The following is a 13,387-nucleotide window of genomic DNA, read 5'->3' on the forward strand; positions in this document are numbered from 1 at the left end:
CTTTTAAAACAGACTTATTTTCTTGATAGAGTCAAAATAAATCCCTGTTAATAGGGCTTAACAAGTAGTTTTAGCTAATATTTAAAAACTTTCGGATGGGAGTGTTATAAACCATAAAAAATGATTAAATTTAAGGTTATCTACTTCATAATTAAATACTGTTAAATCCATAAACATGAAATTTAAAACCTTAATAGTTCTGTTATTTGTTATAATTATTGTAATTTTTTCATTACAAAACACAGAGGTAACCGATGTTAATCTTTTGTTTTGGACACTATCCATGTCTCGTGTACTCGTTATTCTTGGAAGTTTTGCCCTCGGATTAATCGTTGGTATTTTAATATCTATAACACGAAAGACTAGCGCTATTAAACATTAAAATAATTAGGCAAACTATTTCCACAGGGTGTGGAGCAGGCAAAACACAGTTATCTCACTAAAACATCATAAAGTTCAATAATGAGGCGACCTTAATCTTAACCCAACTGTCTTAGTTAGGTTAATGTTGCAGGCCATTAAATAAGGGTCAGGGTTATTATTGTTTATCATTTTACTTATTAAAAACCGTTAAAATAAAATTAAAACCAGCCATTCCGCTGGTTTCTTTTTTATATTTGAAAACCATCAAAACTTATTATGCAAAAACTTATACGTTCAGGCATTTTATTATGCTTCTTTTCTATTACTATACACGCACAACAGCCAAAAAAACCAAATGCCTCAGAAATATACCAATCCATACAAAAACTCAATTTTTTAGGTTCTGTTTTATATGTAGCCGCACACCCCGATGATGAAAACACCCGCCTTATTTCCTACATGGCCAACCATGTAAAAGCAAGAACGGCTTATTTATCCCTAACTCGTGGTGATGGCGGGCAAAATTTAATCGGACCAGAAATTAGAGAGCAATTGGGCGTTATTAGAACGCAAGAACTATTAGCCGCAAGGGCCCTAGACGGTGGTGAACAGATTTTTACCCGTGCCAACGATTTTGGATATTCAAAACATCCCGACGAAACGCTTTCCATATGGAATAAAGATACCGTTTTAAGCGATGTGGTTTTAGCTATTAGAACCTTTAAACCAGATGTCATTATTAATCGTTTCGACCATAGAAGTCCTGGAACCACACATGGGCACCACACAGCCTCTGCAACTTTAAGTTTAGAGGCTTTTGAATTGGCAAACGATGCTTCTGCCTATCCTACCCTACTAAAAAACATGGAGACTTGGCAGACCAAACGTATATTTTTCAATCCTTCTTGGTGGTTTTATGGAAGTCAAGAGAAATTTGATAAGGCCGATAAAACCAAGATGCTCAGTCTAGATATGGGGGTGTACTTTCCTTTAAACGGATTAAGCAATACAGAAATAGCATCGTTAAGCAGAAGCATGCACCAATCTCAAGGATTTGGAAATACGGGCACTCGCGGAAAGTCTTTGGAGTATTTAGAACTTATTAAAGGTGATGCTCCCAAGGAGCAATCCCATATTTTTGAAGGTATCGATACCTCTTGGAAAAGGGTGAAAAATGGTGAGGCGATTGGTACCATTTTAAAACAAGTTGAAAAGAACTACGACTTTAATAATCCGTCAGCCTCTATAAAAGAACTTATACGGGCGTATAGGTTGATTCAAAAACTGGAGGATACCGAACATTGGAAAAAAATAAAAAGCGACGCTATTAAAGAAACCATTGCTGCATGTGCGGGCCTTTATTTAGAAGCGTCTGCAGACACTAATCAGGCCACAAGTGGCGAAACCATCACCATTCAGATAGAAACTATTAATAGAAGTGATTCCAATATTATTTTAGAAAATTTTAGCATAGGAAAGAAGAGCAGTATTCAAAAAAATATCACTTTAAAAAACAATGTAGCGTACCATTTTAAAGAAACCCTAAAAATCGATGCCCAGCAACCCCCAACCAATCCATATTGGCTTAACAGCAAGGGAACATTGGGCATGTATCATGTAGAGGCCCCTAAATGTATAGGCCTACCCGAAACGCCTATAGCCAACATCGTATCGTTTAGTATTATTATTGATAATATACCTTTTTCTTTTACAAAACCTATTATCTATAAAACCAACGACCCTGTAAAAGGCGAAGTTTATAAACCTTTTGAGATCATTCCTAAAGTATCGGTTAACATCCCTCAAAAAGTCATCATTTTCGAAAATGACCTACAAAAGGAGATTTCTGTAATTGTAAAAGCTCATCAAAACCATGTAGAAGGGTTTATAGAACTCGCCCATCCCAATGATTGGCAAGTTTTTCCTCAGAAACAACAGATAAACATTTATAAAAAAGGTGAAGTACAGCACCTTACTTTTACTGTAATTCCCCCTAAAACACAAAGTGAAGCACATTTAGCCGCTCAAGTTCATGTAAATGGCAAAACCTATACAAAAGAACGTATTGAAATTGATTATGATCACATACCCTATCAAACCTTATGGCTTCCTAGTGAAAGTAAAATTGTGCGATTGGACATTAAAAAAAAGGGCGAAAACATTGGGTATATTGAAGGGGCTGGTGATGTTGTTCCAGAAAGTTTAAGACAAATCGGCTATCGTGTTAGCATTATAAAACCCGAAAATATTAACCCAGCAACATTGCGCCAATTTGATGCTATTGTTATAGGTATTAGAGCTTATAACACCCTGGAAACCCTTAATTTTAAACAACAGATTTTATTTGATTTTGTAGCCAATGGTGGTAATATGATAGTACAATACAATACCAATCACAATTTAAAAGTAGATGCTTTGGCTCCTTATGATTTAAAATTATCGCGTGACCGAGTTACAGACGAGCATGCTAAAGTTACTTTTTTAAACCCGGAGCACGATTTGCTTAACTATCCCAATAAAATCACGCAAAAAGATTTCGATGGCTGGAAACAAGAGCGCGGCTTATATTTTCCAGATGCCTGGGCCAATGCCTTCACCCCCATCCTCTCCATGCATGATAAAGATGAATCTCCAAAAAAAGGCAGTCTTTTAGTAGCCAAACACGGAAAAGGCTATTACATATACACGGGCTTAAGTTTTTTTAGAGAGTTTCCTGAGGGTGTTCCAGGGGCTTACAGATTATTTGCCAACATGCTTTCCATTGGAAAAGATAGCACAACCAAACAAACACGAGAATAAATGAAAAATTACAAATGGCACAAGATGTATACGCTTGTATTAATTGCAAATGCTTTTTATATTATATTATTTTACTTTATAACCAAAGCCTTTTAATTCATGCAGATATTAAGTTGGATTGACTGGACGGTTCTAATTGTAACCTTAGTTACTATAGTTGTTTACGGAACATGGCAAACCCGTGGAAGCCAAAATGTACAAGATTATTTAAGAGGTGGAAATACCTCGAAATGGTGGACTATCGGGCTTTCGGTTATGGCAACACAAGCAAGTGCTATTACTTTTTTATCTACACCGGGCCAAGCTTTTAATGACGGGATGGGCTTTGTACAGTTCTATTTCGGACTTCCCGTTGCGATGATTGTGATTTGCATGGTTTTTATTCCACTTTACCATCGGTTAAAAGTTTATACCGCTTATGAATTTTTAGAAAACCGATTCGATTTAAAAACCAGAACACTTACGGCTATTTTATTTTTAACCCAGCGTGGCCTGGCAGCCGGCATCACCATTTTTGCACCTGCTATAATTCTATCGGTCGTGTTGGGCTGGGACTTATTAACGCTTAATATCATTATAGGTGTTTTGGTTATTGTTTACACGGTTTCCGGTGGTACACGTGCTGTAAACGTTACCCAAAAACATCAAATGGTGGTTATTTTTCTCGGAATGCTTGTAGCTTTCTTTTTAATTGTAAGCAAACTACCCCAAGACATCACGTTTACAAAAGCACTCAATATCGCTGGCGCCAGTGGTAAAATGGAGGTTCTGGATTTCTCTTTCGATTTAAATAATCGCTATACCTTTTGGAGCGGCATTATTGGTGGTACATTTTTAATGCTGGCCTATTTTGGAACAGATCAAAGCCAAGTACAACGGTATTTATCTGGAAAATCGGTTAAAGAAATGCAAATGGGGCTATTATTTAATGGCCTATTAAAAATACCGATGCAGTTCTTTATTTTATTTATTGGCGTAATGGTTTTTGTATTTTATCAATTTAATCAAGCCCCTTTAAACTTTAATCCTGTAGGGACAGAAGTGGTTTTAAGCTCACCATATGCCGATGATTATAAAATCCTTCAAAGCAAACACCAGCAACTTTTTATTGATAAACAGGACCATATAAAAGCCTCTATTGATTCTGAAGATTTTATTGAAACAAACACGCTAATTACATCCGATAAAGCCAACGAAGCGATTAGGGAAGAAGCACGCTTACTTATAAATAAAGCGGCAATATCGCAGAATATCAAAGTAGAAAGCAATGATAAAGATTATGTGTTTATCCATTTTATTTTAAATAACTTACCACGGGGATTAATCGGTTTGTTACTCGCTGTTATTTTAAGTGCTGCCATGTCCAGTACTGCTTCCGAATTGAATGCTTTAGGTTCAACCACCACAATGGATCTATATAAACGAAATACAGAAGAAAAAACAGAAGAACATATGGTTAAAGCGTCTAAGTGGTTCACTTTTGGCTGGGGCATTATCGCCATTGGAGTCGCTTCTGTGGCAAATCTGGCCGAAAATCTAATACAGCTTGTAAACATTATAGGGTCTATCTTTTATGGGAATGTGTTAGGGATTTTTCTTTTGGCTTTTTTCTTTAAATTTGTAAAAGGCAATGCCGTTTTTATAGCAGCGATTTTAACACAAATTATTGTTATTACCCTATTTATTTTAAATAAAGTAGCACTTATCAACTTGCCTTTTTTATGGCTAAACTTTGTAGGATGTGCCATTGTAATTGGTATTGGTTGCTTCATACAAGTCTTAAACTCAAAAAATGAATACATTAAAAAAGAATAAAACCATCAACTGGGGTATTATCGGTTTAGGCAATATCGCTAATAAATTCGCCACAGATTTATTAACTATTGAAAACACACAGCTTTATGCCGTGGCTTCACGCTCTCAAGAAAAAGCAAATGCATTTGCTAAACAGTATAAAGCGACCAAGGCTTACGATAGTTATGAAGCTTTAGCAAAAGACCCTAATATCGATGCGGTTTATATTGCTACACCTCATGCCTTTCATAGAGACCATACGCTCTTGTGTTTAGAACACGGTGTTGCTGTATTATGTGAAAAACCTTTTGCAATGAATCGCAATGAGGTACACGATATGGTTGCAAAAGCAAAAGAGAAGAACGTATTGCTTATGGAAGCGCTTTGGACATATTTCTTACCGCATTATCAGTTTGTTCTAGAGGAACTTAAAAACGAAACCTACGGCAAAATAGTGAAAATAGAAGCTGATTTTGGGTTTTACCGTGAGTTCAATACCAAATCCAGACTTTTTGAAAAATCAATAGGTGGTGGTAGCCTTTTGGATATTGGTATTTATCCCATATTTGTTGCGCTTTCAGCATTGGGAATTCCTGAAAACATTCAGGCAGATGCTACATTTTTCGAAAATGGTGCAGACTCATCTTGTCAGATGGTTTTTAAGTATAAAAATGCTGCTGTTGCGCATTTAAAAAGCACTTTAAAGGCGGACACCCCAACTGAGGCCATATTTTATTGTGAAAAGGGAATCCTTAAGATCAACACCCAGTTTCACGCGCCATCAACCGTTACCATACAGACGGAAGAGGGTGAAAAAACCATGGATTTCAACTACAAAACCATTGGCTATAATTATGAGGCCAGTCACTTCAACGAGTTATTACGACAAGGAAAAACCGAAAGTCCTATCATGACTTTTAAGTTTAGTAAACACTTAATAGAAACCTTGGATGAGGTGAGGAATATCATCAATTTGGAGTATTAACTTCCATAAATAATCTAAAAAAAAACGCAACCCTTACAGTTGCGTTTTTACTCTTTCAAAAAAAACCTGAAATCATATCAGCTTACAAAGCTCCCCATGCTTTTAAAGAATCTTTGTTCATTTTAACATAATCGGCATTTCCTGCTTTTTCAGATCCTGCTAATGATTTTTTTGCAGTTTCAATAGCCGCTTTCTTGTTTCCCGCTTTAGCATATATTAAAGATTGTTGTCTTAATTGATAAAATGCAGGTTTCTCAATCATGCTTATGGCTTTATCCATCCACTCTTGAGCTTTTGCAATATCTTTCCCTTCTTGATAATAGTAAACAGCTGCCGCATAATAATCATTTGCAGAAGGGCCGCCCATGGCGCTTGCAATAGACTTAGATACAGTAACATCTGTTGGAACTTCAAAAGGTACTTCTACAACTATTTTTTCCCAAGCGATATTAAGCGTAGCACCAGTATTGGTTAAGTTATTAAGGTCTACTGTTAATGTTTCTACATCACGTGGTGTATTATTCGTTTGCACGATGGTTTTAGCGGCTACTTTAGTGTCGTCCCATTTCTGAGGAGTTCCCCAATTTTCATGATCTGCATAAAAGATAACTTCCCAAGACGTTCTATTAGGAATAGCATAAACAGCATATGTTCCAGATTTAAGTGTGTGCCCATCCACTACCACATCATCACTAAAAGTAATGGTCGTGTTTTTATTGGCACCTGCTCGCCATAATTTTCCATAAGGAACTAAATCGCCAAAAATAGTACGGCCTCGCATACTGGGTCTAGAATAATCAATAGTAACATCTGTCAACCCAACTTTTTGTTCCAATTTACTGGACGGGCTTGGCTGGGGCGTTATAACCTGAGCATTTATATTCAAAGAGAACACAAATACCATAATCATTAATGCATTTTTTTTCATTTCTTAATCGTTTTTTTACTTTTATTGTTTAATGGTATAAAACTAATCATATCTAATTTCATTAGTGTTAACAAAAGCCTAAAAAGATTATACTCCCCCGTTTCTTCTCTTTCTCTCATTAAGTTTTAGAAAATATTTTATCTAACTAGGTTTTATTTTCAGGTTTAATATCTGCAAAAATTTTAGAAAAAACCATACAATTATACATTCAATTTTAGAACTAAAATGACAAACAGACATGAATTAAAAAATAAAATTGTTTAACATTAACCCATAAATATTAAACATTTTGTATCTTTGCGAGAAATCCCTGTAATATGGCAAAGAAAAAAAACATCACAAAAGACGCTATTATATCCTCTTATATGGATTATGTACTAGAACACAACGAAAATCCAAAATCCGTTTTTGCGTTTTCTAAGCATAATAATTTTGAAGAATCGAAATTTTATGAACACTTCGCGTCTTTTGATCATATTGAAAAAAATATTTTCGAAAGATTTTATTTGAACACAAAACTAATCTTAGATAAAAGTGAAGATTATTTAAATTTCGACGCTAGAAACAAACTCTTGAGTTTTTATTTCACCTTTTTTGAAAACCTAACGGCCAATAGAAGCTATGTCGTGTATGTACTTGAAAAGTACAAAAAAGACCTAAAAGGCTTAAAAATGCTATCGGGCCTTAAGCATCACTTTACAAATTACATCAAATCTTTAGACATAGAAATGATAGATGTGAAACAAGAAAACATAGAAAAATTACAACAAAAAACCTTACAAGAAACAGCATGGCTTCAGCTTCTGGTTACTATGAAGTTTTGGATAGACGACACTTCGCCCGCTTTCGAAAAAACTGACATTTTTATCGAAAAATCAATAAACACCAGTTTTGATGTTATGGATGTTGCACCCATAAAAAGTGTTATTGATTTAGGTAAATTTCTTTTTAAGGAAACATTTCAAATGAATTAAAAGCCTTATGAAAACTATAGACAGCATTCCCACTTCAAAAATCCAAAGAGCATCCAAATTAGTATCAACCGGTGCTAAAGTTGGTGTTAATTACATTAAATATTACGGGGATAAAATGATAAATCCTCAAGTGGATGCCAAAAACCGGCTAAACGAAAACAATGCAAATGATATATACGACGGATTGAAACAGCTTAAAGGCAGTGCCCTTAAGGTCGCACAAATGCTAAGTATGGAAAAAAGTATCTTGCCTCAAGCGTATGTTGAAAAATTTTCTTTAGCTCAATTTTCTGTACCACCACTGTCGCCCCCGTTAGTTTTAAAAACTTTTAAAACGTATTTCGGCAAATCACCACAAGAACTTTTTGATACCTTTAATGCAACTTCTGTTAATGCGGCAAGCATTGGACAAGTACATGTTGCAGAAAAAAACGGGAAGAAACTTGCTGTGAAAATTCAATACCCAGGAGTTGCAGAGAGCATCTCATCAGATTTGGCCATGGTGAAACCCATCGCTATGAGCATGTTTAATATTAAAGGTAAAGATTCTGACAAATATTTTAAGGAAGTAGAAAACAAGCTTATAGAAGAAACCAATTATACTATTGAACTTAATCAAAGTAAAGAAATTGTAGCGGCTTGCGCTCATATACCCAATCTGTTGTTTCCCAACTATTACGAAAACTGGTCTTCAGAACGTATTATTACAATGGATTATATGGAAGGAGAGCATCTTTCGGAATTTGTAACACATAATACCGACCAAGAAAAATCCAATAAACTAGGACAAGCCCTATGGGACTTTTACATGTACCAAATCCATAAACTTAAAAAGGTACATGCCGACCCGCATCCTGGAAATTTTTTAATTTCAGAGAAAGCTCAACTTATCGCCTTAGATTTTGGGTGTATAAAAACCATTCCTGACGATTTTTACAACCCTTATTTTGAATTGGCAAAACCAGAAAATATAAATAACAAATCTTATTTTGTATCAAAACTACACGAATTAGAGATATTAAGAAACGATGATTCTGAAGAGGAGCTGGCATTTTTTACCCAGATGTTTTTTGAAATGCTCAGTTTGTTTACCAAACCCTTTCACGAGGAGTCCTTCGATTTTTCGGATGCCAATTTTTTTAGGAAAATTGCAGAATTAGGAGAACGGTATTCAAAAAGCACAGAACTTAGAAAAATGAATGGCAATAGAGGGTCAAAACATTTTATATATATTAATAGAACCTTTTTCGGACTTTATAATTTAATGTTCGATTTAAAATCACAAAACATCAAAATCAACAATTACATCCATTTATAATGCACTATTTCAATGAAAACACAATTGAACACCTGGAGCACCTTTATAAAATTAACTTAATTAATAGTTGCTCGGGTTACAAATCTGCCAATTTAATTGGTACAAAATCTGATAAGGGCATTGAAAATGTTGCCGTTTTTAGCTCTGTAACCCATATTGGAAGTAGTCCCGCTATGTTAGGTTTTTTTATGCGGCCCACAAGCGTTCCTAGAAACACCTACGAAAATATAAAAAGCAGTAGCTTTTATACTATCAATCATATCCACGAGCCTATACTTGAAGATGCCCATCACAGCTCGGCTAAGTATGAATCTTCTATCTCCGAGTTCGATAAAACCGGCTTAGATCCAGAATACAAAAATGGTTTTTTTGCACCTTTTGTTAAAAACGCTCCTGTACAGATGGCCATGCGGTTTGTTGAGCAGTATGATATTAAGGCCAATGGGACGATTTTAATTATTGGTAAGATAATTGGGCTTTATGTAACAAAAACCAGTATGGAAGAAGATGGTTTTATAGACCTCTCTAAAGGAAAGGTTGCTGCAATAAATGGGCTGGATGCTTACAGCATACCTCAAAACCATGCACGTTTTGGTTATCAAAAGCCAAAAAAATAATTTTTAAAATGAAAATTCTTGTAACAGGCGCTACTGGATATATCGGTAAACGATTAATTCCTTTATTAGTAAACAATGGACATCACGTAGTTTGTGCTGTACGGGATGCTTTGCGTGCCGATAAAAACCATTTAGAAGAAAAACATATTGAAATTGTTGAGGCGGACTTTTTAAAACCCGAAACTCTAAATACCATTCCTGAAGATATAGACGTGGCTTATTACTTGATCCATTCCATGTCGAACACATCAAAAGATTTCTTAAGCTTAGAAGAACAATGTGCTATTCATTTTAAAGCCTACATGGAGAACACCCAAGTTAAACAAGTCATTTATCTTAGCGGTATTACTAATGAAGAAAAGCTATCTAAGCACTTAAAGTCCAGAAAACATGTAGAGGCAGTATTAAAATCTAACCGCTATGCGCTAACTATTTTTAAAGCAGGTATAATTGTAGGTTCTGGTAGTTCTTCTTTTGAAATTATTCGTGATTTAGTAGAAAAATTACCGGTTATGGTGGCCCCCAAATGGCTTAATACCAAAACACAGCCCTTAGCCGTAAGAGATGTACTCTTGTTTTTATCGAAAGCTGCAGGTAACCCGAAAACCTATAATCAGGCATATGATGTATTTGGTCCAGAAGTCTTAGACTATAAGCAGATGTTATTACAATTTGCAGAGGTAAGAGGTTTAAAACGCTATATTTTAACCATTCCCATAATGACACCAAAATTGTCTTCGTATTGGCTTTACTTCGTCACGTCCACATCCTATAAATTAGCCTCCAATTTAGTACAAAGCATGGGGGTGGAAATTGTTGGAAAACCCAGTAACATTAATACCCTTTTAGGGGTAACGCCTTTATCTTATAAAGATGCTGTAAAACTAGCCTTTGAAAAAATTGAGCAAAACAGCATCATTTCCAGTTGGAAAGATTCTTTTGTGAGCAGTGGACGCCTTAAAAACAGTTTTCATAAATATGTTAATGTTCCTACCTATGGTTGTTTTAAAGATTATAAAGAACGAAGCGTAAGCAATATCGACATAACCATGGATAGAATTTGGTCTATTGGTGGTACAACTGGCTGGTATTACGGCACTTATTTATGGAAAATTAGAGGCCATGTGGATAAGCTTTTTGGAGGCATTGGTTTAAGACGAGGAAGAACTCATGTGTCCAACCTTAATGCAGGAGATGCCTTAGACTTTTGGCGCGTTATTTATGCTGATAAAGCACAAAAAAAACTTTTGCTTTATGCTGAAATGAAGTTGCCTGGCGAAGCTTGGTTGGAGTTTAAAATTGAAAACAACATCTTGAAACAGACCGCTACATTTAGGCCTCGAGGATTATGGGGCAGACTATACTGGTTTAGTGTTCTGCCATTTCATGCGTTTATTTTTAATGGTCTTATTTCCAAATTAGTGGCATAGAATAATTTTTTTGTTTTTTTTGTTTAACTTTTTACTCTTTTAATTAAACACTTTAATATATTTACACTATCTTTATAGTATGCTTTTAGATATAACACATCCAAATAAAAAACAAGAAACCCTTATCAATGATTTGGTTGGTAAAAAATTCTCTTTTTTTAAAATATTAAAAATGAAAGGTGTTGCTTCTAAACGGATTATGGTAAAAGATGTAAGTCCTAATCTCCTATTCGTTTTAAACTCTGTTGAGAATGTAAATTATGCAAATTTAGAGCTCCGCCCATCAGGATTAATTATTAGAATTACTAAAGGACTGAAACGCTTTGCTTGGGCTATTCCCTATTATCAATTGGTTATTTACAACCTAAACGGCAGTAGCATACATGCCCAGGGAAAGTTTATCCATTTTAAGGCAAACACCCTTTTTAAGGAGAATAAATCATTTTTTAATAAGCTTTTAGATGAGAAAATTAAATATGATACAAATTATAGTTTTCAAAATGTTGTCTAATTACTAAATTTTACTTAATAAACACAATAAAAAAACTTTGATTTGGAAGATTTTACTATATTGGGGAATTCTGGATAAATTATATTTTTTTTATCCTACAATAAGACTAATATTAGAGAAACATTAAATCATGGATATTATAGAAAAAGCAGAAGAATTTGCAGATCGTAAGCAAACTTTTAAAACAACTAGTGAGCGTATAGAAGCTTCTAGAGAGGTAAAAGATCTTATTTTAAGTTTAAATGATGTTTATAAAAAAGATAAAGATCCAGATATCATGGACTTAATGAAACGTCTAACGGCCATAAAACAAAAAATAGAAAAGCGCCTTAAAGGAAGGCCGTAATAACATTTAGGTATGAAAACAATTGTAATAGTAGGTGGCAGTAAAGGTATTGGTAGTGCAATTGTTAAAAATCTAATAGATACCCATAATATTATTAATTTAAGTCGTACCGAGCCAGAGCTGAAGCATCCCCATTTAGTGCACCATACCTGTAATATCATCGAAGATGATTTACCTGATATCGATTTTGCTGATGCTCTGGTATATTGCCCAGGATCTATAAACTTAAAGCCTTTTTCGAGATTGAGCTTAACTGATTTTAAAAGTGATTTTGAAATTAACGTTTTAGGCGCTGTAAAAGCCATTCAAAAATATCTACCCCTATTAAAAATTGGTAATGATTCGGCTATCCTTCTTTTTAGCACAGTAGCCGCTAAATTAGGAATGCCATACCATGCAAGTGTTGCAACAGTAAAATCAGGTATTGAAGGCTTAGTAAAATCATTAGGAGCCGAATTGGCACCCACCGTTAGGATTAATGCCATAGCGCCAACAGTTACAGATACCGGCCTAGCTTCTAAACTATTACGGAATGAAAAAATGATTGAAAGCATTTCCGAGCGGCATCCATTAAAAAAACTCTTAGTTCCTTCCGAAGTTGCCGAAATGGCAGCATTTTTATTATCTAATAAAGCCGCTTCTATGTCTGGACAGATATTTGAAATGGATTGTGGGATCGTTAGCTTTAAAACATGAGTGCCTTTAAAGCTTTTCTCGCCACATTGATGTCCAAGTACCGTGTTGTAAGTCCTATAAATGCAACACGTATTTATGATATTGAAATCAGTTCGCTAGACAACAAATCTATAAACCTTTCTCAATTTAAAAGTAAGTATTTGCTATTTGTAAATGTAGCTTCAAAATGCGGGTTTACGCCCCAGTACAAAGATTTACAAAAACTACAGGACAACTATGAAGATAAGCTTCAGCTTATTGGTGTGCCTTGCAACCAATTTGGACATCAAGAACCTGAAAACGCAGATACCATAAGCAACTTTTGTAAAAAAAATTATGGCGTAAGCTTTCTATTAACCGAAAAAATAGATGTTAAAGGTAAACAGCAACACCCTCTATATGCTTGGCTTACCCAAAAAAAACTTAATGGCCATTCAAATTCTTCAGTAAAATGGAATTTTCAGAAATACTTGGTCGATCCTCAAGGAGGCTTAATTAAATATTATTTTTCAACAACAAATCCCTTAAGTTCAAAAATTACGAAATGAAGTGATTTAAACTTTTTTTAAAAAAAATGAGAAGGGTTGTGGATATTTGTGTTGCGAAACATAAATAACTAAATCACAACCCTATATGTACTCAGTACT

13 protein-coding genes are annotated in these 13,387 nt (G+C 34.8%); 12 read left to right on the forward strand and 1 reads right to left on the reverse strand.

The window, feature by feature from the left end:
- Nucleotides 1–175: 175 nt before the first annotated feature.
- The 4 genes from ACFFU9_RS01300 to ACFFU9_RS01315 all read left to right on the forward strand — a co-directional run bounded on the left by ACFFU9_RS01300 (nucleotide 176) and on the right by ACFFU9_RS01315 (nucleotide 5,941).
- Entirely contained in the window at nucleotides 176–382 is a 207-nt protein-coding gene (locus ACFFU9_RS01300; RefSeq protein ID WP_379859549.1) for a lipopolysaccharide assembly protein LapA domain-containing protein, read from the forward strand.
- A 257-nt stretch (nucleotides 383–639) separates the two neighbouring features.
- A complete protein-coding gene (locus ACFFU9_RS01305; protein WP_379859550.1) occupies nucleotides 640–3,162 on the forward strand; it encodes a PIG-L family deacetylase in 2,523 nt (840 codons plus the stop codon).
- 99 nt (nucleotides 3,163–3,261) lie between these two features.
- The gene (locus ACFFU9_RS01310) at nucleotides 3,262–4,977 is read left to right on the forward strand and encodes a sodium:solute symporter family protein (RefSeq protein WP_379859551.1); all 1,716 of its coding nucleotides are present in this window, start codon (nucleotides 3,262–3,264) and stop codon (nucleotides 4,975–4,977) included.
- On the forward strand, nucleotides 4,955–5,941 hold the full coding sequence (locus tag ACFFU9_RS01315; protein ID WP_379859552.1) for a Gfo/Idh/MocA family protein: 987 nt from the start codon (nucleotides 4,955–4,957) through the stop codon (nucleotides 5,939–5,941). Before ACFFU9_RS01310 ends, ACFFU9_RS01315 begins: the two co-directional genes overlap by 23 nt.
- A gap of 82 nt (nucleotides 5,942–6,023) precedes the next feature.
- On the opposite strand, the gene ACFFU9_RS01320 is transcribed toward ACFFU9_RS01315, so the two are convergent.
- Nucleotides 6,024–6,869: a DUF2911 domain-containing protein gene (locus ACFFU9_RS01320; RefSeq protein WP_379859553.1), complete on the reverse strand. Its 846-nt coding sequence runs from the start codon at nucleotides 6,867–6,869 to the stop codon at nucleotides 6,024–6,026.
- 317 nt (nucleotides 6,870–7,186) lie between these two features.
- Here ACFFU9_RS01320 and ACFFU9_RS01325 point away from each other — a divergent pair, with 317 nt between their 5' ends.
- The 8 genes from ACFFU9_RS01325 (at nucleotide 7,187) to ACFFU9_RS01360 (ending at nucleotide 13,288) form a co-directional block, all read left to right on the forward strand.
- Nucleotides 7,187–7,843, forward strand: a complete 657-nt coding sequence (locus ACFFU9_RS01325) for a TetR family transcriptional regulator C-terminal domain-containing protein (RefSeq protein ID WP_379859554.1) — start codon at nucleotides 7,187–7,189, stop codon at nucleotides 7,841–7,843.
- A 7-nt stretch (nucleotides 7,844–7,850) separates the two neighbouring features.
- Nucleotides 7,851–9,161, forward strand: coding sequence for an ABC1 kinase family protein (locus ACFFU9_RS01330; RefSeq protein ID WP_379859555.1), 1,311 nt, complete (start codon nucleotides 7,851–7,853; stop codon nucleotides 9,159–9,161).
- The gene (locus tag ACFFU9_RS01335) at nucleotides 9,161–9,778 is read left to right on the forward strand and encodes a flavin reductase family protein (RefSeq protein WP_379859556.1); all 618 of its coding nucleotides are present in this window, start codon (nucleotides 9,161–9,163) and stop codon (nucleotides 9,776–9,778) included. Before ACFFU9_RS01330 ends, ACFFU9_RS01335 begins: the two co-directional genes overlap by 1 nt.
- An 8-nt stretch (nucleotides 9,779–9,786) precedes the next feature.
- A complete protein-coding gene (locus ACFFU9_RS01340) occupies nucleotides 9,787–11,208 on the forward strand; it encodes an SDR family oxidoreductase (protein ID WP_379859557.1) in 1,422 nt (473 codons plus the stop codon).
- 79 nt (nucleotides 11,209–11,287) lie between these two features.
- Nucleotides 11,288–11,719 carry a hypothetical protein gene (locus tag ACFFU9_RS01345; protein ID WP_379859558.1) on the forward strand — a complete coding sequence of 144 codons (432 nt, stop codon included), beginning with the start codon at nucleotides 11,288–11,290 and terminating at the stop codon, nucleotides 11,717–11,719.
- Between the two features lie 130 nt (nucleotides 11,720–11,849).
- Nucleotides 11,850–12,065 (forward strand): hypothetical protein, encoded by a 216-nt coding sequence (locus ACFFU9_RS01350; RefSeq protein ID WP_379859559.1) that lies wholly within the window; start codon nucleotides 11,850–11,852, stop codon nucleotides 12,063–12,065.
- Between the two features lie 12 nt (nucleotides 12,066–12,077).
- Entirely contained in the window at nucleotides 12,078–12,761 is a 684-nt protein-coding gene (locus ACFFU9_RS01355) for an SDR family NAD(P)-dependent oxidoreductase (protein WP_379859560.1), read from the forward strand.
- Nucleotides 12,762–12,790: 29 nt separating this feature from the next.
- Nucleotides 12,791–13,288, forward strand: a complete 498-nt coding sequence (locus ACFFU9_RS01360) for a glutathione peroxidase (RefSeq protein ID WP_379859561.1) — start codon at nucleotides 12,791–12,793, stop codon at nucleotides 13,286–13,288.
- Nucleotides 13,289–13,387: the final 99 nt, after the last annotated feature.

Source organism: Mariniflexile ostreae (assembly GCF_042427585.1).
GTDB classification, from domain to species: Bacteria; Bacteroidota; Bacteroidia; order Flavobacteriales; family Flavobacteriaceae; genus Pseudalgibacter; species Pseudalgibacter ostreae.